The organism is Aequorivita sediminis (assembly GCF_032080575.2).
In the GTDB taxonomy this organism is placed as follows: Bacteria; Bacteroidota; Bacteroidia; order Flavobacteriales; family Flavobacteriaceae; genus Aequorivita; species Aequorivita sediminis.
The window spans coordinates 16329-40748 of record NZ_JAVLSO020000004.1; the positions used below are offsets into that span (position 1 = coordinate 16329).

Here is a 24420-nt window from a genome sequence, read left to right on the forward strand (position 1 = left end):
AAATAGATAGTAATACAAGTAGTTAGTTTACAGCAGTAATCTTTCATAAACCTGAAGCTTTTTACCCGAAAGCCATTGTTTTAAGTTATTTGGCATTTGGCAGGTCTCCTGGCTCGCGTCCTGTAATTTTCCTTCCCATTGGTTCCCCAACAGTGGATTTTGAAGTTTTAATTACAGACATCCCAATCTTGGGACTAAGCTTACAGTTGCGGGAACAGCTCAGGCTTTTATTAAGTGCAAAATTCACTTTTCCTGATTCCCTTTTAATTGTACTGAAATTTTTCAGCAACAAACCAAATGTGGCGCAAAACTAATCAAAATTTCCTTGTAAAATTTTACAAAACAAGAGATTTTAAAAAATGTAAAATGGCTTATATATCCTAATGTATACCAATGAAATAAGCAGCGAAAGTGAAGGTTAAATAAGTTATCGCACTTAAAAATCTTCATATTTGTTGTGGTATTCTTATCTTGCAGACTATTATTCTTTAAAAATTATTCTATGAAATTATTACGTGTACTTTTTATCTTTTTATCCGTCCCGCTCTTTGCGCAGCAAGGTGGTATGTGGATTCCTTCACTCTTAGAAGGAATGAATGAGTCTGAAATGAAAAATCTTGGAATGAAAATGTCAGCCCAAGATATTTACGATGTAAACAACGCTAGCTTAAAAGATGCGGTACCACATTTTAATGGTGGTTGTACTTCTGAAGTTATTAGTAACCAAGGACTTTTACTAACTAACCATCATTGTGGTTATTCACAAATTCAAAGTCATTCAACATTAGAAAACGATTATTTAGAAAACGGTTTCTGGGCAATGAATTTAAAAGAAGAATTGCCAAACCCAGGAGTAACAGCAACTTTTATCATTAAAATTGAAGACGTTACCACTCAGGTGATGAATGGGGTTACAGAATCAATGCCTGAAGCCGATAAACAGAAAAGAATAGAAGAAAATATCGCTCAGGTTTCACAGAGCTTTCCGAAAGAAGCATGGCAAGAGAACCGAGTGCGTACATTCTTTGAAGGAAACCAATATATGCTATTTGTAGTTGAAACTTTTAAGGACGTTCGCCTAGTAGGAACTCCACCTTCATCTATTGGAAAATTTGGTAGCGATACCGACAACTGGATTTGGCCACGCCATACGGGTGATTTTGCACTTTTTAGAATTTATGCAGACAAAAACAATCGCCCAGCAGAATATTCGGAAGACAATGTACCTTATACTCCAAAACACTTCCTTCCAATTTCATTAGATGGCGTAGCTGAAAACGATTTTACAATGGTTTTTGGATTTCCAGGAACAACCGACGAATATTTACCTTCATTTGCTATTGAGCAAATTATTAATACAGTAAACCCTGCTCGTATTGCAATTCGCGATGCTGCCTTAGCTGTACAGGATAAATATATGCGTGCTGACCCACAGATTAAAATTCAATATGCATCAAAATTTGCACGTATCGCAAACTATTGGAAAAAGTGGCAAGGAGAAACACTTGGATTGACAAAAAGTAATGCCGTTGGTATTAAACAGAAACAAGAAAAAGCGCTTACTAATCAAATAAACAAAAAAGGAAAGCAAAATGAATACGGAAATTTGCTACCACAATTTGAGAAGTATTACGCCGAAATTGAACCTTACAACTTAGCTCGTGAGTATTTCTTTGAAACGGTTTTAAGAAATGTGGAGTTACTTCGCACTGGATTTCAAGCTTACCAGCTCACACAGGTATATGATGCTAGAGGGGCTCAATCTTTTAAAGATAGAAGAGATAATATGATAGAGAGAATGTCTGGCCATTATAAAGACTACAGTGCAAAAGTTGACAAAGAGGTTTTTGAAGCTTTAATTGCTATCTATGCTGAAAAAGTTCCACAGGAGTTTTTACCTGCTTCATTTAATAACCTCGATTCAAAAGCATTAACTGAAGAGGTTTACAGCAAGTCTGCTTTTGTAGATTTCGACTCATTGAAGAAATTATTAGAAGGTGATGCCGAAACTGTAATTTCAAATCTTAACAACGACCCTGGTTTTAATGTTGTAAAAGATATGGCAGAAGCATATTTCGAAAAAATTGCGCCTAAATATGAAGAAATTCAACTAAACATTACTGGATTGCAACGTGACTATATGAAAGCGTTGATTGAATTAAGCCCTAAGGAAGATCGAATTTTTCCTAACGCAAATGGAACACTACGTGTTACTTATGGAAAAGTAGCGGGTTACTCTCCCGCTGATGCCGTTTATTACGAGCCAGTAACGCATCTTGAAGGAGTTATGCAAAAATACATTCCAGGAGATTATGAATTTGACGTACCTCAAAAATTAATAGATCTATACGAAGCTAAAGATTATGGCCAGTATGCTGAAAACGGCAAAATGCCTGTGAATTTTATCGGTACCAACCACACTACTGGTGGTAATAGCGGTAGCCCTGCTATTGACGCCCATGGAAACCTTATCGGTCTTAATTTCGACCGCGTTTGGGAGGGTACAATGAGTGATTACTATTACGACCCTTCTCTTTCAAGAAACATTATGGTTGATATTCGCTACGTATTATTTATTGTAGATAAGTATGCGGGCGCAACAAATCTTATTGATGAAATGAAACTTGTTCACCCCAAAAAAGGAAATAAGAAATCTAGGAAAAGGAAGTAATGAGCTACGGTTAGTTACTACAATTATTAGTTAAAAAAAGCCCCCAACTTTCGTTGGGGGCTTTTTAATTTCTATTCCACAAAATACAATGTTGTGGTTTAAGCATAATTTGATAAGTTATTGGATTACCCCATAATAACTACTTCTTATTTTAATCCTCTTGCTTTTAGCATAGGCTCAATTTTTGGATCGCTACCTCTCCAAGCTTTGTACATTGATTCTAGCTCCATAGTATTTCCTCTTGAGATTACCATATCTCTAAAGCGCTGTCCGTTTTCACGTGTCATCCCTCCATTCTCTTCAAACCAGTTGTAAGCATCGTGGTGAAGCATTTCGGTCCAAGAATACGAATAGTAACCTGCAGCGTAACCTCCAGCAAAAATATGTGCAAAATACGTTGAACGGTACCTAGGAGGCACAGCGTGAACTACATCCAATTTAGTTCTATTTAAGGCGTCTTTTTCAAATTTAGCAACATCTTCTATCTTTTTATCAGCTGCAATAGTATGCCATTGCATATCTAAATTTGAAGCTGCCAGGTTTTCTGTTAGACTATACCCCTGATTAAAAGTGCCAGAATTTTTAATTTTATCAATTAGTTCCTGTGGAATCTTTTCTCCAGTTTTATAATGCATTGCATAGTTTTTCAATACTTCTGGATACAAAGCCCAGTTTTCATTGAACTGTGATGGAAACTCAACAAAATCGCGAGCAACTGCTGTTCCTGAAAGTGAAGGGTATTGTTGGGCTGCAAAAAACCCGTGAAGCGCGTGACCAAATTCGTGAAACATAGTCTCTACCTCATCGTAGGTTAATAGTGCAGGTTCATTTCCAGCTGGTTTTGGATAATTACATACATTATATATAACTGGTTTTTTGTTGTAAAGCTTAGATTGTGTTACAAAATTAGACATCCATGCTCCTCCTCTTTTGCTAGGGCGAGCAAAGTAATCTACATAAAAGAGCCCAAGTTGGTCACCATTTTCTTCGAATAACTCATAAACCTTTACATCATCATGATACACAGGAATGTCGGTTCTTTCTTTATGAGTAATGCCATAAAGTTTGTTTGCAGCATAGAAAACACCATTTTCCAACACGTTATACATTTCAAAATATGGCTTAATCTGATTTTCATCTAGATCGTATTTTTCTCTACGTACCATTTCAGCGTAATAATTCCAATCCCAAGGTTCTAAGGTAAAGTCTCCACCTTTAGATTTAATCATTTTTTGAATTTCATCGGCTTCAACTTGAGCCTTAGCAGTTGCAGCAGCAATTAATCCATCAAAAAACTTATTAATTGTTGCTGGACTTTTTGCCATTGTTTTCTGTAGACTCCACTCAGCATAGTTGTTAAATCCTAATAGTTTTGCCTTTTGTGCGCGAACCTCAACTAATTCTTTTATAATTTCACTAGTGTTATTTGCACCCTGATCTGCCCTGTGATATGCAGCTTTAAATAATTTCTCACGTGTAGCTCTATTTTCCAAAGACGACAAGAGCGGCTGTTGGGTAGTATTTAACAAAGCTACTGTCCAACCTTTTCCATTCTCATTTTCAATCGACTTAAGATAATCTTCATCTAATCCAGCCAACTCTTCTTTATTGGTAAAAGTAACTGCACCTGCATTGTTTGCATCTAAAAGCACTTTACCAAACCTATTGGTTAGCGTTGCAATTTTTTCGTTAAACTGCTTTAGCTGGTCTTTATCCTCTGAAGAAAGGTTTGCCCCTGCTATTTCAAAATTCTCGTAATACTCTTCTAAAAGTTTTAACGATTCAGCATCTAAATTTAATGATTCTCTCTTATCGTATAAGGTTTTAAAACGTTGAAACAACTTATCGTTTAAATAAATCATATCGTTCTGCGCAGCAAATTTTGGAGCCATTTCTTCTTGAATAGCTTGTAAGGTTTCGTTAGTATGTGAACCTGTTAGCGCATAAAACACTTGTGAAGCTCTTTCTAACAATTCTCCACTTTTTTCCAATGCCAGAACTGTATTTTCAAAAGTAGGTTCCTCTTCAGAATTTGCTATAGCCTGAACTGCATTTTTCTGCTCTTCGATACCCTTAAGTAACGCTGGCTTATAGTGATCATCATTTAACTTTGAAAAATCTGGAGCACCATAAGGCAAGGTGCTTTCAGAAAATAATGGATTTTCTGTACTCATTTCATCTTCGCTTTTACTCTTATTCTCTTTCTCTTTAGAATTGTTACAACCTACCACTAGCAACGCTAGGGTAAGAAACGGAATAACTTTTTTCATTATGTTGATTTTTTTATAATATAACTGTAAAGATACGTAATAACCTTTCGCTACAAAATTGAAAACCCCTTCAGCAAAAGCTGAAGGGGTCTCCTTTTTTTTGATTGGTTATTTTATAGTTTGAATTATTCTACAATCAATCGCTTAACAGTACTTACGTTGTCCCCAACAATCTGAACAACATACACTCCTGTAGCAAGAGTCGAAATATCAACTGCTTTCTCGCCTTGCATTGCGCTTAGATTTATCTGGCTAACCATTTTGCCACTCACATCGAAAATTGTCATCGACTCAAGAGCAATATTAGTCTTATTCACAAGGTTTACCATTGTGCTAGCTGGGTTAGGATACAGTGTAACTCCAGTTTCTAAGGAGTTTTCATTAGCACCAAGCACTGTTTCAACAGTAAGTTCGAAGCTACAAGTAGAAGAATTTCCATATTCATCTGTCGCAGTTAAAGTAATTGTATGTACTCCATCTGGCAAGGCTGCTCCAGGAGCAGGGTCTTGCGAAGTAATAGTAACAGGGTCTGTACAATTATCTATAGCAGTAGCTTCACCATTTGCAAAGTAATCTGGAACGATATAATATAAGTTTCCAACACCAGGGTCAACGGTTTGATCTGCAGGACAAGTAATTTCTGGGCCTAATAGATCAACAACATTTACTTCTGCTACACATGAAGCAACGTTTCCACTTGCGTCACTCACAAATACCGTTACCATTACTGGAGTACCTATATCTGCACATGTAACAGTTGTTACATCAGTAGCAATAGTATCTATACCACAAGCTTCATCAATGTTTGAAAGTAATGCATATGGATCTATGGTAGCAGTTCCATCCGCGCCAAGAGCAACATCTATCATGTTACCAGTTGCAGAAGTCTCGTAAGTAATCTCGAAGTTATCAACTCCAGCACCCCATCCCCATGAACCTTCATCGTCAAAAGTAAAACGAACTTGAAGGTTGGCATTTGCGTATGGCATAACATCTATACTACCAGAGTTTGTAGGATCGGTATCAACTTCAACAAAAAGAATTTGCTGCCAAGCTGCACCATCGTAAACATCTACTGTAAGTGTACCATCACCAGCGAATTCCTGTAATGCGTAGTCAAATGATACAGATGCAGTAACAGCTCCAGTAATATCGTATGCTGGAGAGATTAATGATGCCATGTTTACTTCCCCACTACCAGCTGCATCGTCATTAAAGATTGCTGCATTTGTAGGGAAATCTCCTCCTGTAGGCATATCACCAGATCCGAATGCCCAATCTGCGTTACCGCTAAGTACCTCAGTTGTCCATCCAGAAGGTATTGTTGATCCTTCAAATTCTTCTAATTCTGTAGTTACAGGCACAACACCACATGTAATTACTGGTGCGATGTTATCAATAACATTTACAACGGCTGTACAAGTTGCAGTATTTCCGCTAGAATCGGTTACAGTAACTTCTACTATGTTTTCACCTAGATCGGCACATGTAAAATCAAGTCCTGAACCACCACTTGTTACATAATGAACTGTACCATTAAATACTCTTGGTGCAAAAATTGGCGTTGTAAAAGGCGTATTAGAGGCAGCCCCTAAAGACATAGACATATCAGCATTAGAGAAATTTTGATTACTTCCATCACCATTTGTATAATAATGACCATGAGTAGCATCTAATACCAATGCAATACCGTAAGTAGTATTTGCACTTAATGTAATAGGATTATCTAATACAGCATTAGATGGAGCGTCTTGTCCTGCACCTGTTCCAGAACCGACTGCAACAGCTGTTCCCCATGCGGCGGCATTGGTCTCATTGCCAACATAAGTCCCTACTAGAGTGTAAACATCCATAGTAAATGCACCTGGGTCTGCGGTATTGATATCAATTTCAGTAACATCTAAGTCGCTTGGACCAACTGTGATATCAAAATATACAGCACCACCCATAGCTCCATTATTTCCAGAAGCAAATAGACTTGTTAAAGAGCCTTGAGCTCCTCCACCAACACCTCCAGCGGTAATTGTGTATCCACAAGCTTCTGTAACACCTGTTACAAGATCACTAGGATCAATACTTGCTACACCATTAGCATCAAGATATACGTCTAGTCCACCACCTGAAGCAGCTTGATAGTTTAGTAAGAAGTTGTCTACACCGGCACCCCAGTTCCATCCTGTTTCATCATCAAAAGTGAATTTAACTTGGAAGGCATTGTTTATATATGCAGTTACATCAATTGCACCAGTGTTTGTAGGGTCGATATCTGCATTATCAGCTAAGAAAACTTCTTGCCAAGCAGCTCCGTCCCAAACTTCGGCACGCAATAGACCTAAACCTGCGAAATCTTGAAGTGCATAATCGAATGAAATATCTGCAGCAGTTGCTCCTGTTAAATCGTAAACTGGAGAAATTAACTCTGCAATATTGTCTTCACTTCCAGCTGCGTCGTCATCAAAAATGGCGGCATTAGTCGGGAAGTCTCCTCCAGTTGGCATCTCACCTGAACCGAAAGTCCAATCTTGAGAACCTAAAATTATATTAGTTGTCCATCCCGCAGGAACAGAAGCCGATTCAAAATCTTCAGATTCTGAAAAGTTTCCAAATCCTCCAACACAGAAAACCTCTGGTGCAGTAGTATCTTGAACAGTAACGGTAGCAGTACAGGTTGATGAATTTCCTGAGTTATCAGTTACCGTTAGGGTTACCGTATTTTCTCCAATCATTGAACAGTCGAAACTTGAAACATCTAGAGTATAGGAAGCAATTCCACAATTATCGGTAGAACCATTATCAATATCTGCACCTGTAATTGAAGCCATTCCAGTTACAGAATCAAGATCTACTGTGATGTCTTGACAAACCGCAATAGGAGCTTCGTCATCTATTACATTTACTTCAAACTGGCAAGTAACAGTATTTCCATCACTATCAGTTGCAGAATACTCAACTACAGTTACCCCTAAAGGGAAGTCACTTCCACTAGCAGGACCAGCAGTTTGAGTTGTAGGAATCGCACCATCTTCAGTATCAAACGCAATCGCATCACTGAAATTCACTGCTGCAGTACATACGCCAGCCTCAGTATAGGCTGTGATATCCGTAGGACAAGAAATAACAGGTGGATTACCAACTACGGTTCCAACATTTACAGTGTAATCTTCAACTTCTCCAAAAGAGAAAGTACCACAAGGTCCAGGATCTGATGCTCCCCATTTCAATTTAATTCTCATACGAGTAGCCCCAAGTGCGGCAGAAGCAGGAACCGTTATATTCATAGTATGAGGTCCATTAGTTCCAATAGGACCAGCGATGTTATACGCCTCACCAGCATCGTCTAAAACACCGTTTTGATTCCAATCGATAAATGCATATAAGTAATCACCACCATCAGGATCTATGGTGATTGATAATTGCTCAGTTCCTCCAGGGCTAAGACTTGCAACCATACTTGTAAAATCGCTATATCCTGGATGAACGGTAGTAGAATTATTTATGCCCGCAAAGGTAACATTTGTAATTTTTTCATATGTGGTACTGTTTCCAGCAGCAGCACAATATTGGGCATTGGCTTGCCACCCCAAGGAGGTAAGAAATAATGCCATTAAGGTTAAAAAGGTAATTTTTTTCATAAAACATAATTTAAGTTAATAGTTAAAATCACGTTAAATGTACAGCATTTTATATTAATTGACAAATTATTCTGAAATGCATAATTAAAATATTAAACAAGTCGCAATTTTATTAATAATTTAAGCTGTTTTTCTAAAATAATCACACAAATATCTTCTTTACAGATATTTATGAAATCAGGAGAATCAACTCTAAAAATTTTACAATATCTCGACTAAAATCAATTTTGTATTAGCTCACTGTTAAAACAAGTTGTTCTTTAATTATTATAGGCTCCAAAACAAAACACGAGTTTACATAAAATGAGCTAACCGATTTACGTAACGTAAACAGTAAAACTAGAAGAATGGTTTGTACTGTTGTACTCGGAAATCTATTGTAGTTTTTTGGGGGAATTCTGCTTTCATTTTTTTATACGAAGCTAAACTTCCTACTGCCCTATTTGCAGCTCCAGATGGAGCTATGAGTGAAACTGTTATTATTTCTCTTCCGTTATTTGGCAATTGAAAAGTATGTATGCGGGGTACTTTGTTTGAAATTACCTTAAGTGAAATATTGTACTCTTTTAGTTTTCTTCTAAAGAAGTATTCTGGACCATTTTTACTATTTCCTCCGGTAAAAAGCAAGGTATCAATCTTTGGGTTCTGCTGGAGTATGACTACCAAATCACGTAGCTCTACATCCCTCATTCCAATATCTGAAGCATCTACCTTGTCTCGTTTTGCTGAGGCTACCATATCACAAACACCAATTCCTCGATTTATAAGAAATCGTTCACGTTGTTCTATGGCTTCAGCAGTATTTTCGAATTTTAAATTCAAATCGAATATTTTGTCTAAAATAACCCACAATTGCCCATCACGACTTCCGTAACAAAAATCTACGTCTCCTTCTTTTAATTCCCCTGTAGTGAACCGTGGTGGTGGCAACGTTCCAACAATCAACTTAGTTGCTGTTTCAGGAATAAATGGAGGATATGGATGTATATGATGAAACAAATGCACTGAAAAATTTAGATTACTATCTTAAATTACTACTATCAATTCAGGGATTTTAAAATGCTATCTTATAAAAACTGGTTCTTTTTCTTTTTCGGTGTACTCTTCGCTATAACCGTAACCATCGTAATCAAAAGCTTTTAAATCCTCTAAAGTTTTTACTTCCCTATCTATAGCAAAACGAGTCATACTACCTCTAGCTTTTTTAGCAAAAAACGAAATTATTTTAAGCTTTCCATTTTTGAAATCTTTAAAAACTGGTGAAATCACTGGAACTTTTAAATTTTTTTCGTCTATGGCTTTAAAATACTCAACACTGGCAAGATTTATAAATAGCTCATCATCTTGTAATTCTTTATTTAGGGCTTCAGTAAGTATTTTCTTCCAAAACTCATAAAGGTCTTTTTTTCTATTAACAGAAAGCTTAGTTCCCATTTCTAAGCGATAAGGCTGCATTAAATCTAAAGGTCGTAACATTCCATACATCCCTGAAAGAATACGGAGTGAATCTTGTAAAAGATCGATTTTTTCTAACGAAATAGAATAAGCGTCTAATCCTGTATAAACATCGCCTGCGAAAGCATATACTGCCGGGCGAGCATTTTCTGTCGTGAAAGGAGTATTAAATTCTTTATATCGTTGGTAATTTAGCTCAGCAAGCTTATCACTAATATTCATTAATTCAGCAATGGTTTTTTTGCTTTTTCTTTCAAGTTTATTATTAATTAGCGCTGCTTCTTCTAAAAAACGTGGTTGAGTGGCACGAGGGGTTGGGAGTTTAGATTCAAAATCCAACGTTTTTGCAGGGGAAACTACTATTTTCATTTTCTTAGCTTTTGCTTCAAAAATAACGAAAAGAAACACAACTAAACAAAATGTTACCAGCTAGATACTTCTATAACTAAATAGTTATATATTAACAAAAGATGTGAAGTAGAAGAACTACTTTATTCTTTTTCCTATTGTTGTAAAACTTAGGCCTTGAGCGCCGCGTAGCGATGTCATTATTGCTTCAAATATTGGCTCTGGTGTTTTCATTTTAGAAGACCATTCAAAAATAAAGTTGGCACCACTACCCCCATAATTATCAGCTTCATCAATAACAATTTCTACTGTTTCAAGTGGTTTTAAAAAAATCGGTTTTTTAAAATATTGCCTAATCAGGTCGCCATTGGTACTGTAATAATTGGCTTTAGATATAAATACAGTATCAGTTTCACTTACATTTCTCAAACTTATCATAGCGGTAAGGTTCTGAGTTTTCTTTAATGAAATACTATAAATGTGAGAATATACACTTAGATAAGTTTTTCCCTTTTGCAACGAGTCATTCTTCGGAAAAAACGAATTGTTTTCAATATAATGATCTTCCCAATGATTAGGGCTAAATGAGCTTATTTCAGTAGTTTCTTCACAAGCCGAAAAAAATCCAAACAGAATAATTAATATGAAGAATTGCTTAATACTCAACTAGGTTTTCTTTAATTGTTATAACCATAAAATTACGATAAATTATTGGTTTCAAACTTAACTATACGAATTTCGTTTACGCAGCTGAGAACTCTCTTATATTTAAGGCTTTAAACACTTTTTTAATTCCTTTTTTATTTTCTGAAAGCACGATAAGCACATCATCTGCATCAATTACAGTATTCCCATTAGGTGTAATATATTTATCCCCTCTTTTTATCATTGCGATAATAGCAGTTTTAGGAAATTCTATCTCTACTATCTGCTTCCCAACTACTTTATTTCCATTAGCAATTCCAATTTCGCGCATTTCTGTTTTAGGATGTTCTTCTAAAAACTTCTCGGAAGGTGTTAGTATTTTTTGACTACTTGGAATACTTACATTCAACCATTTTGCCACTACCGAAAGCGTAGTGCCTTGAATTAAAATTGATGTAAGTGAGATAAAAAACACTATGTTAAACATCATATTTGCTTTGTCGATTCCAGCTAAAAGCGGATAGGTAGCAAATACAATTGGCACTGCTCCACGTAATCCAACCCAAGAGATATAAAATCGCCTACGCAATTTCAATTTAAATGGAATTAAGCTTAGAAAAACTGCAACGGGACGCGCAACAAAAATCAAAAACAATGATATTACAAGTCCGATACCAATTACCGGGACAATTTGCGAAGGAAATACCAAAAGCCCTAAGGTCAAGAATAGTACGATTTGCATTAGCCAGGCTAGACCGTCGTACATTTTTAAAATAGTCTTTTTGTGAATTAAATATTGATTTCCTAAAAATACAGCACATATATAAATAGCTAAAAAACCATTTCCTCCCACAAAATCTGTTACCGAAAAAGTGATAAACATCAATGCTATTACTAGCACTGGGTACAGACCTTCAAAGTCTAACTTTATTCTGTTTATAATAATTTTACTTAATTTCCCAAAGCCAAAACCTGCAATTGTTCCAAGAATCATCTGCTGAAAAAACAAAGGAATCATAGAAACCAAACCTTGGTCTTGATTAACCACTAAGCCTAGAAATGCAATTGTAAGCACATAAGCCATTGGATCGTTACTTCCGCTCTCCATTTCAAGAGTAGGTCGTAAATTGGCACGTAGCGCAAGGTTTTTAGATCTTAAAATTGAAAAAACTGCAGCTGCATCTGTAGAGGAAACTATACTCCCTAAAAGTAAGCTTTCATATATTGTAAAGTCTGTTACGTAATATACAAATGTTCCTAAACCAATAGCTGTTAAAAAAACTCCAATTGTAGAAAGAGCAAACCCTTCTTTCATAATGGGTTTTACAGCTTTCCAGTCGGTATCAAGCCCTCCAGAAAATAGAATAAAATTCAGTGAAATAATTCCTATTAACTGCGCTATTTGAGGATTGTTAAAGCTAATCCCTATCCCATCTTCTCCTGCTAACATTCCAATTCCCAAGAAAAGCACCAAGGTTGGAACGCCAAATTTATACGAAGTTTTACCTGCTATAATACTTATAAAAAGTAGAATTGAGCCAACAAGCAGAATGTTTTCAATGGTTAGATTCAATAACTTTATCTTTTAAAATGTTAGGAAGATTGCAAAATACAAATTAAAATTTGTAAAATTATCTGCTATTTAAATTTTTAATTCGCAACAAAAACTACGTAAAGGTACTCCTCAAATATAAAACTCTAAAATCTGTTATCATTGGCAGTTCAAGGCTTTATAAAATTTTAAACATTCACTAATAACTTCATTTGTGTATTCCAATAGCATATTCACAAATAACACTAATTTTGTAAGCGATGACTAAGAAGAAAATTGATCTCCGCACCGTTAACGTAACGCGCTACATTACCCCGCTTAGGGAAGGTGGTTCGTTACCTGCATTGGCAGAAGCCGATGACGATTTTAAATACGTTTTAAAGTTTAGAGGCGCCGGACATGGAGTTAAGGCTTTAATCTCAGAGTTATTAGGGGGCGAAATTGCAAGAACAATGGGACTACGAGTACCTGAGTTAGTATTTGCAAACCTAGATGAAGCTTTTGGACGTAGTGAAGGAGATGAAGAAATTCAAGATTTATTAAAAGGAAGTCAAGGGCTAAATTTAGCTTTACATTTCCTATCAGGTGCATTAACATTCGACCCTATAGTTACAGAAGTTGATGAAGAGCTAGCTTCAAAGATAGTTTGGCTGGATGCTTTTATCACCAATATAGACCGTACGGTAAAAAACACCAATATGCTTATTTGGCATAAAGAACTGTGGCTTATCGATCACGGCGCAACATTTTATTTTCACCATTCTTGGGGCGATTGGAAAAAAGCGGCACAAAGTCCGTTTCCATATATTAAAGACCATGTTTTATTACCTCAAGCTACTAAAGTTGAAGAAATAAACAGTCAAATGATTTCTCTTTTCCCAGATGATAAACTCTTTGAAATTACTAATCTTATCCCTTTAGATTGGCTAAATTGGGAAGGCACTGATATGAATCCAGAGGAAATTAGAAATGTATATTATCAGTTTTTAGTACTGAGAAGAGACAATGCAAATAATTTTGTAAAACAAATTCAAGATGCCAGGAAAACACTTATATGAATATGCGGTAATACGTTTGGTACCCCGCGTTGAACGTGAGGAGTTCTTGAATGTAGGTATTATACTTTTCAGTAAAAGTGCAAAATACTTGAACTGCAAGTACCATATCGACACTAAAAAACTTAAAGCCTTTTCCTGCGAATTAGAATTTGAAGAGATTGAAAACAACCTTAAAGCTTTTGAGAAAATCTGTATGGGAGTGAAACAAGGCGGGCTGGTTGCACAATGGGAGACTTCCGACAGATTTCGATGGCTTACCGCACAACGAAGTTCATCATTGCAAACCTCACGTCCTCACAATGGATTCAGCAATGACCTAGATGCTACCTTAGAGCGATTGTTTAACGAGTTAGTTTTGTAAACGCTAAGGATTTCAGAATTATCGAATTGTGAATCCCCCTACAATACCTTGGTTGCTAAATATTTTTGCACTTCGTAAATATCAATACTCTTGTTAAATTTCTTACTTACCGTTGGCGTATCTTCGCTTGAAATCCAAATTTTTAGTTCTGCATCCAAATCAAAAGTTCCGGCCGTCTCTAATGAAAAGCGAGATATATGCTTATAAGGCAAGCATTTAAATTCTGCTTTGCTTCCAGTTACACCTTGTAAATCAATTAGAATTAATCGTTTATTTGTGAACATAAAGACATCACGAAAAAGCTTAAAACCAAGTTCTATAACTTCTCCTTCTATTAATAGTCGACTATATTTATCGGTTAATTTTTCTGAAGAAACCTCACTTGCGTTCCCAAGTATTTTATTGAATAGACTCATAAATGATATAGTAAAGAATTAGTTGTTAATTATTTCGCTGAAATAATTTCTCCGTAATAACTTATAGTTCCTCTGTTGTTGCTGCTAATGGTAAGCGTAGCATATCCAGAATTACTCACTGAAATTGATATTAAGAAAGTATCGTTATCCTCTTCAACTTTAGTTTGAACGTGATATCCTTTCTCGTTATTTTCGATTTTAAAATCCTGTGGCTTACCGCTAAAACGCATTCCTTTATCCTTACTCATATTCATTCCGCTATATGCACGTCCATAAAACGGCAAATGACTCTTCACCATTTTTGGAGTAAAAATAATAGCGTAATCACTCCCAACTAAGTTTTTTGAAGTTCCTCCTGTAGGATAAGCTGTATTTGCTATAAATTCAAAATTTTTCGAGTTTAATAAAGCTTCTATACTATTCTGTTCGGGTGAAATAGAAAGTTTATTTTTTGAAATCTTACTTTGAGCTTGTACGCTTGCAAATCCAAAAGCAAACAGTGCTGTGAATATTAGAATATGTTTTTTCATGATATTTATTTTTTTTAGAGTCTCAAAGATTACAACAATTATACCGCATTCGGGTTTTAGACTACAATATTAGACGAAATAATTTACGCTTTTAAATCAATTTCTTTTAAGTTTTGAATTCTATTACGCTCAAGGAAATCGTCAATACTTTCAAAGTGTTCGATTACTCGTTTGTCTTTAAATTCAAAAACTTTTTCAGAAAGACCTTGAAGGAAATCACGATCGTGAGAAACCAAAATTAAGGTACCATCAAACTGAAGCAGGGCTTCTTTTAAAACGTCTTTCGACTTTAGGTCTAAGTGGTTTGTTGGCTCATCGAGAATTAAAACGTTTACGGGTTCCAGCAGTAATTTTACCATTGCTAAACGTGTTTTTTCACCTCCAGAAAGCAGGCCTACTTTTTTATCGATATCATCGCCGCTAAACATAAAGCGACCGAGAATATTTTTAATTTGGGTTCTAATTTCACCTTTAGCAACCTCATCTACCGTTTGAAAAACAGTAAGTTCCTTATCTAAAAGCGCGGCTTGATTTTGAGCAAAATACCCAACCTTAGCATTGTGACCTAATGCACAAGTTCCCTCAAAATCTATTTCGCCCATTATGGCTTTAATCATTGTTGATTTTCCTTCACCATTTCTTCCAACAAAACTTACTTTCTGACCTCGAGAAATACTCATATTAGCATCTTGAAATACCACGTGGTCGCCATATTTTTTCGTAAGCCCTTCAACGATAACAGGATAATCCCCACTTCGTTGTGCAGGTGGAAAACGCAAAGCTAGGGCCGAATTATCGATATCGTCTATCTCTATAATTTCAAGCTTTTCCAGCATTCGTTCGCGAGAGTTTACTTGATTGGTTTTTGAATAAGTTCCTTTAAAACGTTCTATAAACTGTTTTGTCTCTGCTATAAATTTTTGTTGCTCCTCATATGCTTTTATTTGATGAGCACGTCTATCGGCACGTAATTGTAAATAGTGGCTGTAATTGGCCTTATAGTCGTAAATACGTCCCATTGTTACCTCAATGGTTCTGTTTGTAATATTATCGATAAAAGTTTTGTCGTGGGATATAACAATTACCGCTTTTGCTTTATTCAGCAAGAAATCTTCTAACCAAATAACCGACTCAATATCTACGTGGTTTGTTGGCTCATCTAATAGAATTAAATCTGGTTTTTGAAGTAAGAGTTTTGCAAGTTCAATACGCATACGCCATCCACCACTAAACTCTGAAGTTTGTCGATGTAAATCACTTCTTTTAAATCCTAAACCACGAAGCGCTTTTTCAACCTCAGCTTCATAATTTATCTCTTCAAGCGCGTAATACTTTTCACCTAACTCTGCAACTTTAGTTATGATATTCATATACTCATCACTTTCGTAATCTGTTCGAGTTTCGAGTTCTTTATTAAGGCGATCTATTTCATCACGCATCTCAAATATCTGAGTGAAAGCTTTAGACGCTTCTTCAAATACAGTGCAATTATCTTCCGTTAATAAATGCTGAGGTAAATACGCAATTACCGTATCCTTTGGAGCACGTACATTCCCTCGTGTAGGTTTTTGAACCCCTGCTATTATTTTCATCATAGTACTTTTACCAGCACCATTCTTACCCATTAGGGCTATTTTGTCGTTTTCGTTTACTACGAATGACACATCACTAAAAAGCGTGTCTCCACTAAACTCAACCGCCAAATTATCTATTGAAATCATATTCTGATAGGTGTTTAATAGAACGTTGAACTTAAATTAAAGACAAATATTTTATCGTCAAAACATTTGTCACACGTCCAATCGTCATATTTTTTTAAAGGCTGCAAAACTATTAAAAGAAAGTGGATTATAAGTTATAACCCTAGTAAAGTAAATCGAGATAATGTGAGATGAATTTTCACCAAGTTAGATTTTTTAATTAAATAATTCAGAGTCTATGTTGTAGAAAAAATTAAAGACTTAATAATCTTTAAATCAAATATTTAAACCCACTTTTTATTGACTATAAATACTTGTTTATCAATAAATAAATTGATATGTTTGTCCTTCTATCAAAAAAATCCTCCGTTATGATTAGACTTAGTAATTTTAATGAATGCGATAGGAATACTTCTCAGTTAAGAAAATCCTTAATTTCTTATTATAAATTATTTACCATCTTTCCGATATAATCACACCATTTGTGTGTTATACGAGATAATATTTTTAAGGTATTTGAAGCTTTAAAATAAATTTTACATCAAAAAGTTTAGGTGTATAAGACAACGATTCACATTAAAATTCAAAGGCTAAATTTTTTAGCGATTCATAAAATTAATATTAGTTTGTTTTTTTAAATAGTTGGTTTGATGAAGAAAAGGGCCAATGTCGATTAATTTGACGGGCCCTTTTTCATTTCTATTAGAAATGTTATTTGGCTCGTTTCATAATTTTAGGACCAACCCAAAGCCAAACTCCGGTAATAACAAATAAGAATAAAGAAAGTCCCATTAAGGTGTTATAAAAAACTTTGAATGCTCCGTTTTTTATATTCAACCAATCGTCAACTATTGAACCGTCGTGAATCTCTTCAATTAAGTCGGATATTCTTCTGTCTACACTTAAAACTTCGCCAGTAGTGGCATCTAGTTGTATTTCGTGATAACCTTCTTCAAATATGAATTTCATCATTCCCTTGTCCGGTCTAGCATCAATCCGGTCTAATTCTAAAGATAGGTTAGAATCAACATTTTCGTGAAGAGTTTTTGTCGCTATGCTATGCAATTTATCTAAAGGCATCCATTCTTCAATATTTGTGGAGATTCCTTTTTCCGATTTCGGAAGCATTATTCCGTAACTGTGCTTCTTCCATCCCAATAACAACCCCGTAACAGCCATTATCAAAAACAGTACTGCAAGAAAAATTCCCATCAAACGATGAATTTTCCTAGTAGATCGCAATATGGCAGCGTGTTTTTTTCTATTCATATTATAAAATACGTCTATGTTTCTTCATCAATAAAGAAACAGCAATTATTACCGATTAAAAGTGAGCAGTTAACGATAAAATAAAATTTCGTCCTGCCCCTGAAATTCCCGAACTATAAGAACGGTAACGTTGATCTGTAATGTTTTCAACCCCTCCACTTATATCAAATGTATGTGAAAGTTTATAAAGGGCTTTATAATTTAATGTATACCAAGACGGGGCATAAGGGTTGCCATTTTCATCTAAAGCGTATATTTCAGTTTTTCCTTTTTCTCCTTCAGGTAAGTCGTCAAAATCGCGTTTTCCTTGGTAGAGCACGTTCAACTCCATTCTCAATTTATTCTTCTTGTAATTTAAACGTGATACTCCAAAAAATGGTGAAGAATGACGTGCGGAACTAGTTTTCCCGTTATCTAATTCTTCTTCTCCTTTCTGAAAGTTTATATCTGTAGAAAATCCAAACCCTTTTGGTAGTTTTAATTCAACTCCCGCCTGAACTCCATAAACATGTGCAACTGCAGCATTTTGAATTGCTTGCACTTGACTTAGTTCTCCTTCATAAATTATACTATCACGGCCATTAAGTTTAAAATCTCTTCGAACTAATGCATTTTTAAGTGAAGTATAGTATGCAGTAACATCAAGTTTTACAATATCGCCAAATACTTTAGCAATCCCTAAATCTGCATTATAAGCATATTCTGGTTTTAAGTTGGGATTAGGAATAACAACACTTCCTGGTTCCGAATCGAAAACTTTACCGATATCATCCACATTTGGAGCTCTAAATGCTGTACCCAAGTTTGTACTTAATACTAATGTTTTGGTTGGTCTGTAAACACCTCCTATACTCCCAGTAAGTGCACCTTTGCTGATACTTGCTTTTGAAAAAGGGAAAGAGTAAAAGCTTGTATCAAAGTCTGAATCCAACAAAATATGATTGTAACGCGCTCCTGCACTTAAAGTAAATTCTTCAGAAACTTTATATTCATCTGTGAAGTAAACCGCTAACGATTGCCAAGTTGAAACGGGGTATCTTGAAGGAGCGGCCTCTGTAATACCTGTAGTAATATCTTTAGCTTTCCCTTTAGAATTCACATCGTCTATAACGTATTCCACACCATAAAAGAAGGTGTTATTATCGCTGGTACTTTTTACAAAGTCTAAATTTACAGAATATGCGCTAACTTCTTCTTCTTGATTGCTACGAGAAGTTTTATTGAAGTTTCTACTTAGCCTGCTCTCTTCAAACCATTGATGCGCCAATCGTATGCTCATTTGGTCAAATACTGCATTGTTGGCGGTATGGTTAATATTTAAATTATTCATCATCCATATTTGTGGCCCGTAATCCCACTCGGCATATCTTGGAAATCCATCTTTTAAGCGGTTATGCCTGTCGTATCTGCCATATGGAGAAGTTTCTGAATAGTGAAATCCATACTGAAAATCCCATTTATCATTTGGTTTAAAGCGAATTTTTTGCATTAAATTGACTTGTGAATAGGCTGAAGGGATTTGGAGTAATTCGTCGTCTTGCTTAATGATAATGTCCGAATCTCCTTGTCGCTGAACATAGAAATCTTTTATATAATCGTTTGGACCGTGTCTCCCTTGACGAAGATGATCGTAATCCCAAGAAGTAAAACTTGTAATGAACGCCCAGTTTTTAAAACCTAGATTTACATCTAAATGTCCCGTTTTTTCATTATTTGCTGAAGAATATCTAGCACTTGCTTTCCCTGTGATATAAGGTTTATCAGTGAAGGTGAATTTTGGGGTTAATGTTTGAAAACTCATTACTCCACCAATAGCATCACTACCATAAATTACAGAACCTGGACCGAAAAGCACTTCGGTATTTTCAATTGCAAAAGGATCTAGACTTATAACATTTTGAAGGTTTCCAGAACGAAAAATTGCGGTATTCATTCGTACACCATCTATAGAATAAAGTAAACGACTAGTAGCAAAACCACGAATTATAGGGCTTCCTCCTCCCTGCTGACTCTTTTGCACAAAAACCTTACCTGAAGTACTCAGTAAATCTGCAGCTGTTTGAGGGTTTTGAAGTGCAACTTCCTTGGCAGAAATAGAAATAATTTTGGAAGCTACATCATCACTACTTTGTCGCCAACGCGAGCCAGATATAACTACTTCATCTAAGTTGAAGTTTGATAATTTTAAATAAATTTCAAAATTTTCAGACTCTAATTCAGCGTAGCTTTTAGTTATAGATTTATATCCTAGTGTTCGAATCTCTATCTTTTCAATATTTTTAAAAGCTGAAATATCAGCTTGTCCTTTGGCATTTGTAGTGGTATATAAATTCATTTTTACATTTGAAAGAGTAACCAATTCAATAGGCTCATTAGATTCTTCTTCCTTAATAGTTATTGTTTGACCAAAGCCATTAATCGCACAACCTATTAATAAAATTAAAGGGAAAATATATCTCATAGTTATAATCCTGAAGTAAAAACTTATTTCAGATGTTTAAATACTTTAAATTAAAATTTGCGCTATTTATCTCCTTTGATAACCTTCCAAAGCTTTTTCGCTCCTATTACAATAAGTAAGCAAATAAAGCCAATAATTAAGCCAACAATAAATTCACCTACAAAAGAAGGTAATGTTGGTAGGAAACTGTGAAAGTAATCTACATTATGAACAAAAATCCCTCCAGCAACCAATAATAAAGCAATAGTTCCAATTACACTTAAACTTTTAATTATAATTGGTAATGCCTGTACTAAGAATAGCCCTAACGATTTTTTAAAGCTTTTACCTTCTTTGCTGCTTTTTATAAGCTTAAACCCTACTTCATCCATACGCACTATAAGTGCAACAATACCATAAACACCTACAGTAGCCAATAAAGCAATAATACTTACAACTATTATCTGTGTAGCAAGGGGCTGAGTAAGAACAGTTCCTAATGCAATAATCACAATTTCTAGCGAAAGAATAAAATCGGTTATAATGGCAGATTTCACACGCTCATTTTCGTAAGCTAATATTTCAGCTTCACTCATCTCTACGTCCACTTTCTCTTTTTTGGAGTGAGCGTGAGGAAAAATGAATTCATATATTTTTTCTGCTCCTTCATAAGCTAGATATAGCCCTCCAAGTAGCAAAATAATTGTAACGGCAATCGGTATAAAAGCACTTAATAAGAATGCAATTGGAAGAATAATTAACTTGTTAATAAAAGAACCTTTAGTGATAGCCCACAAAACTGGAATTTCTCTGGAAGAAGCAAAACCTGAAGCTTTCTCAGCATTCACAGCTAGGTCGTCACCTAATATGCCTGCTGTTTTTTTTGCAGCAACTTTACTCATCACTGCCACATCATCAAGTAAAACTGCTATATCATCAAGTATTGCGAAGATTCCTGAAGCCATAAAATTTTCTTTTAAATTTTAGCAAAAATAGGCAAGTTGACATTAAACTTCTTATAATTATTGCCCAATTTACTTTACATCTAGCTATATCAGTAAAATCAACTTATCTCATGGCTGCAAGACATCAAGTACGTAAATAAATTTCTCCTTTTGTATGAAAATAAAAACCCGATTTACTTTCTAAATTGAAAGCAAATCGGGTCTATTAAACAAAAACTACTAAAAGACTAATAACGTGTTATCGCTCCAAATCCATTAAACTTTGATAATTCCCCTTTAGGAAGGAAAACCACATCTCCGCCAAAGTCCATATTGGCTTCAATCATTTCGTCATAAATATCATCAATTACTCCCTTATCGTTTCTCTTCTCCTCAGAAACATAAACTATTTCATCATCTTTCAAAACTGCAGGTTGAAACAAACCTTGTTCAATAAATAGTGTTTGAATCTTCCCTTCAGCAATTGCTCGCCAAATTTCATTCGTATCACTCAAAAACTTATTCTGCCCAACTGCATTTTTTAAATCTTCCTTTCGCGCATTATTTTTATCAACAATATAATCTTTTACAACTTCCCAACTTTCTTCTACTATAGTGTGAGCAGATTCATTAATCATACTCTTGTTAAGATACACCTCAAAAATACTATTTTTATTATCGGCAATCTTTAGGTATTCCTTATGGTTTTCTTCTAATCCACAAATTAGAACTGGTAGCGGGTTATCTTTTCTTACCTCATTCACCAATTTATCCGCTTGATTAAAGTATTCAGCATTTAAACTTGTTTGTTTGGAAGCTATTGCAGCGGCAGCCCTATTTTTTGAGAAGAACTGGGTGTTTTCATAAGGGAATGGATTTCCTATTTCTTGAATAACTTTGTCATTCATCACTTCAAGAAGTCTAGTTTTTTCCTGACTTAAAACTAAAATATAATAATGAGTTTCTAAGTGCATAGCCCTAATTAAATCACGAGTAGCAAAGGTGTCGTCTATTACTACACGATCTTCCACTTTTATCGGTAAACGAGTAAACTCAGCAATATCATCATTTACAAAAAGTAACAGACTTTCTAAATTCTGGCTATGGTCGATAGACGAGGCTAAGTTGTTTAGTTTCTCTATCAAACTTGTAGCATTACGTTTTGTAGTATCTGCCATTAACTTATCTTCAGCCTCTTTTATGAGATTTTTTAAACGTAATCCATCATTTAAGTAATCTGGTTTTGTTCTATGCGTAGTTGCTATTATTGAGATACAATTTTCAGAACGAATGTCTTTTAGTTTTTTCAATGTTATGTTCATATTATATGTTTTTTATGTTAATACTATTTTAAGTCACAAAAATTCAACTTTAATTTTTGTGTAGTTTTAATAAGAATTCAATTAAAGTTCATAAATACTAACATAACCAATATAAACGTAAGAAACTATGATATAAGTCATTAACACAACATTAACGAGGTATTGATTTTAAAATTAAAAGGTGTGAGAAATCAGTTGTTACTCTTTTACTGAAGGAAATTTAGCTGGCGTAAAGAGTAGAATAATTAAAGTAACCAAGCCCGCTACTACCATACTTAGATAAACATTATTAGTAGCGTAAAAGAAAGATTCTCTTAAATAAAGACTTACTTCTGAAACAGAAGTATGAGTTTGTAAGACCTCAACCATTTTATTTACTCCTGGCAGTTTTCCTTGTAAAACCTCTGGAGCGTTTTGCAACTTACTGGATATTGTAGCGTTAAAGACAGCCGCAAATACAGCTGCACCAATACTCTGCCCAAAATAACGAGAAAATATATTAGTACCCGTTACAACGCCTCTTTGTCCCCATACCACAGTGGACTGTACTCCAACCAAAAGTGGGGTTGTAATTAACCCAAAACCTGCTCCTAATGTCATTTGAATTGCAACCAAACTCCACACTGGTCCAGGAAAGGGAATTAGTAGGAAACTTGCAGCACCAATTATAACTATTATAATTCCACAAAGTGCCGTATTTCTGAATCCTACGCGTAGATAAAGCTTTCCTGATAAAGACGAAGACAATGGCCAAGTAATACTCATACTTGCTAAAATAAACCCAGCCGCCATAGCACCAACTCCAGAAACTGATTGGGCAAAAACAGGAAGATACATACTTGGCCCCATGGTAGCAATCCCCATTCCTATGGTTGCTAAATTAGCCCTTAGGATAACCTTCTTTTTCCATACCCACGCTGGTAATATTGGTTCAACGGCTCTTCGTTCTATTCTTATTGTAATAAATATCAATAAAACTGCTAATAATAAAATCCCCAAAGTATAAAGAGATAACCAAGGCCAAGATTGTCCGCCTTGTAGTACACCAAACATGATAACCGTTCCTGTTACTAACATCGCCAAGGCTCCTGCCCAATCTATTTTGTGACGATTATTAGGTTTTTTCTCGTGTAGATAAATGATTATTAATGCTATCGCTCCGGCACCGATAGGGAGGTTAATTAGAAATATCCATCGCCACGATGCGTAATCTGCCAAAGCTCCACCTACTGCAGGACCCATTATTGCAGAAACACCCCAAACACTAGACAACCAACCTTGAATTTTAGCACGTTCTTGAATAGTATAAATATCTCCTGCTATGGTATTTACAGTAGCCATTATTGCCCCGGCTCCGACAGCTTGTAGCCCTCTAAAAAAAATTAGAGAATGCATATTCCAAGCTGCGGCGCAGGCAGCAGAGCCGAGAAGAAATATTAAGATTCCAAAAATGAGGATTGGTTTCCGTCCGTAGATATCTGCTAACTTTCCATAAATGGGAATAGTAACTGTTTGAACAAGTAAATAGATTGAAAATAACCAACTAAAAAGTGAGAAACCACCAAGATCCCCAACTATTTGAGGAATGGCTGTAGCAACAATAGTATTATCCATTGCTGCTAACATCATAGTAATCATGAGTGCAAATAGCACCCAATTTCTACGCATTTCTTTTACTGGTTTATCGTGCATTTTCCTATTTCACTTTTGCGCAAAGATAGCCCTTCAAATACTTCTGTATATTTTGAAATTGAATAAAAATTCTATTACTATTAAAGCAGTAACAACTAGATTTTCTTTGAAGAAA

General features: G+C 35.3%; 17 protein-coding genes and 1 riboswitch. Of the genes, 3 read left to right on the top strand and 14 right to left on the bottom strand.

Features of this window, described 5'->3' with window-relative positions:
• Positions 1 to 81 precede the first annotated feature (81 nt).
• A riboswitch (cobalamin riboswitch) is annotated at positions 82 to 313 on the bottom strand.
• 189 nt (positions 314 to 502) lie between these two features.
• Complete coding sequence (locus RT250_RS08485; protein ID WP_313113962.1) at positions 503 to 2671, top strand: S46 family peptidase; 2169 nt, start codon at positions 503 to 505, stop codon at positions 2669 to 2671.
• Between the two features lie 146 nt (positions 2672 to 2817).
• Here RT250_RS08485 and RT250_RS08490 read toward each other — a convergent pair whose 3' ends face one another.
• The 6 genes from RT250_RS08490 to RT250_RS08515 form a co-directional block, all read right to left on the bottom strand.
• Positions 2818 to 4941 (bottom strand): M3 family metallopeptidase, encoded by a 2124-nt coding sequence (locus tag RT250_RS08490; RefSeq protein ID WP_313113964.1) that lies wholly within the window; start codon positions 4939 to 4941, stop codon positions 2818 to 2820.
• A gap of 125 nt (positions 4942 to 5066) precedes the next feature.
• Positions 5067 to 8573, bottom strand: a complete 3507-nt coding sequence (locus RT250_RS08495) for an HYR domain-containing protein (RefSeq protein ID WP_313113966.1) — start codon at positions 8571 to 8573, stop codon at positions 5067 to 5069.
• A 339-nt stretch (positions 8574 to 8912) separates the two neighbouring features.
• Entirely contained in the window at positions 8913 to 9572 is a 660-nt protein-coding gene (locus tag RT250_RS08500; RefSeq protein ID WP_313113968.1) for a uracil-DNA glycosylase family protein, read from the bottom strand.
• A gap of 63 nt (positions 9573 to 9635) precedes the next feature.
• Complete coding sequence (gene yaaA / locus RT250_RS08505; protein WP_313113970.1) at positions 9636 to 10397, bottom strand: peroxide stress protein YaaA; 762 nt, start codon at positions 10395 to 10397, stop codon at positions 9636 to 9638.
• A 117-nt stretch (positions 10398 to 10514) separates the two neighbouring features.
• Positions 10515 to 11042, bottom strand: a complete 528-nt coding sequence (locus RT250_RS08510) for a DUF3124 domain-containing protein (RefSeq protein ID WP_313113971.1) — start codon at positions 11040 to 11042, stop codon at positions 10515 to 10517.
• 76 nt (positions 11043 to 11118) lie between these two features.
• A complete protein-coding gene (locus RT250_RS08515) occupies positions 11119 to 12594 on the bottom strand; it encodes a potassium/proton antiporter (RefSeq protein ID WP_313113973.1) in 1476 nt (491 codons plus the stop codon).
• A 239-nt stretch (positions 12595 to 12833) separates the two neighbouring features.
• On the opposite strand from RT250_RS08515, the gene RT250_RS08520 reads away from it, so the two are divergent.
• On the top strand, positions 12834 to 13631 hold the full coding sequence (locus RT250_RS08520) for a HipA family kinase (RefSeq protein ID WP_313113975.1): 798 nt from the start codon (positions 12834 to 12836) through the stop codon (positions 13629 to 13631).
• A complete protein-coding gene (locus tag RT250_RS08525; RefSeq protein WP_313113977.1) occupies positions 13609 to 13992 on the top strand; it encodes a DUF3037 domain-containing protein in 384 nt (127 codons plus the stop codon). Before RT250_RS08520 ends, RT250_RS08525 begins: the two co-directional genes overlap by 23 nt.
• Before the next feature lie 38 nt (positions 13993 to 14030).
• Here the strand turns inward: RT250_RS08525 and RT250_RS08530 are convergent, their stop codons facing one another.
• The 8 genes from RT250_RS08530 to RT250_RS08565 form a co-directional block, all read right to left on the bottom strand.
• Positions 14031 to 14408: a PH domain-containing protein gene (locus RT250_RS08530; protein WP_313113978.1), complete on the bottom strand. Its 378-nt coding sequence runs from the start codon at positions 14406 to 14408 to the stop codon at positions 14031 to 14033.
• Between the two features lie 29 nt (positions 14409 to 14437).
• Positions 14438 to 14938, bottom strand: coding sequence for a DUF4251 domain-containing protein (locus RT250_RS08535; protein WP_313113979.1), 501 nt, complete (start codon positions 14936 to 14938; stop codon positions 14438 to 14440).
• Positions 14939 to 15021: 83 nt separating this feature from the next.
• On the bottom strand, positions 15022 to 16659 hold the full coding sequence (locus RT250_RS08540; protein WP_185098711.1) for an ABC-F family ATP-binding cassette domain-containing protein: 1638 nt from the start codon (positions 16657 to 16659) through the stop codon (positions 15022 to 15024).
• A gap of 690 nt (positions 16660 to 17349) precedes the next feature.
• Entirely contained in the window at positions 17350 to 17907 is a 558-nt protein-coding gene (locus RT250_RS08545) for a PepSY domain-containing protein (RefSeq protein ID WP_313113986.1), read from the bottom strand.
• Positions 17908 to 17962: 55 nt separating this feature from the next.
• Positions 17963 to 20368, bottom strand: coding sequence for a TonB-dependent receptor (locus RT250_RS08550; RefSeq protein ID WP_313113989.1), 2406 nt, complete (start codon positions 20366 to 20368; stop codon positions 17963 to 17965).
• A gap of 62 nt (positions 20369 to 20430) precedes the next feature.
• The gene (locus RT250_RS08555; protein WP_185098713.1) at positions 20431 to 21312 is read right to left on the bottom strand and encodes a DUF808 domain-containing protein; all 882 of its coding nucleotides are present in this window, start codon (positions 21310 to 21312) and stop codon (positions 20431 to 20433) included.
• A 227-nt stretch (positions 21313 to 21539) separates the two neighbouring features.
• The gene (locus RT250_RS08560) at positions 21540 to 22613 is read right to left on the bottom strand and encodes an AOC03_06830 family ribosome hibernation factor (protein ID WP_313113992.1); all 1074 of its coding nucleotides are present in this window, start codon (positions 22611 to 22613) and stop codon (positions 21540 to 21542) included.
• A gap of 198 nt (positions 22614 to 22811) precedes the next feature.
• Complete coding sequence (locus RT250_RS08565) at positions 22812 to 24305, bottom strand: MDR family MFS transporter (RefSeq protein ID WP_313113994.1); 1494 nt, start codon at positions 24303 to 24305, stop codon at positions 22812 to 22814.
• Between the last annotated feature and the right edge of the window lie 115 nt (positions 24306 to 24420).

Bases quoted from the DNA above. Each gene is read 5' to 3' on its own strand.
- RT250_RS08485 (WP_313113962.1), top strand. From the start codon at position 503: ATGAAATTATTACGTGTACTTTTTATCTTTTTATCCGTCCCGCTCTTT.
- RT250_RS08490 (WP_313113964.1), bottom strand. From the start codon at position 4,941: ATGAAAAAAGTTATTCCGTTTCTTACCCTAGCGTTGCTAGTGGTAGGT.
- RT250_RS08495 (WP_313113966.1), bottom strand. From the start codon at position 8,573: ATGAAAAAAATTACCTTTTTAACCTTAATGGCATTATTTCTTACCTCC.
- yaaA (WP_313113970.1), bottom strand. From the start codon at position 10,397: ATGAAAATAGTAGTTTCCCCTGCAAAAACGTTGGATTTTGAATCTAAA.
- RT250_RS08520 (WP_313113975.1), top strand. From the start codon at position 12,834: ATGACTAAGAAGAAAATTGATCTCCGCACCGTTAACGTAACGCGCTAC.
- RT250_RS08525 (WP_313113977.1), top strand. From the start codon at position 13,609: ATGCCAGGAAAACACTTATATGAATATGCGGTAATACGTTTGGTACCC.
- RT250_RS08530 (WP_313113978.1), bottom strand. From the start codon at position 14,408: ATGAGTCTATTCAATAAAATACTTGGGAACGCAAGTGAGGTTTCTTCA.
- RT250_RS08535 (WP_313113979.1), bottom strand. From the start codon at position 14,938: ATGAAAAAACATATTCTAATATTCACAGCACTGTTTGCTTTTGGATTT.
- RT250_RS08540 (WP_185098711.1), bottom strand. From the start codon at position 16,659: ATGATTTCAATAGATAATTTGGCGGTTGAGTTTAGTGGAGACACGCTT.
- RT250_RS08545 (WP_313113986.1), bottom strand. From the start codon at position 17,907: ATGAATAGAAAAAAACACGCTGCCATATTGCGATCTACTAGGAAAATT.
- RT250_RS08550 (WP_313113989.1), bottom strand. From the start codon at position 20,368: ATGAGATATATTTTCCCTTTAATTTTATTAATAGGTTGTGCGATTAAT.
- RT250_RS08555 (WP_185098713.1), bottom strand. From the start codon at position 21,312: ATGGCTTCAGGAATCTTCGCAATACTTGATGATATAGCAGTTTTACTT.
- RT250_RS08560 (WP_313113992.1), bottom strand. From the start codon at position 22,613: ATGAACATAACATTGAAAAAACTAAAAGACATTCGTTCTGAAAATTGT.
- RT250_RS08565 (WP_313113994.1), bottom strand. From the start codon at position 24,305: ATGCACGATAAACCAGTAAAAGAAATGCGTAGAAATTGGGTGCTATTT.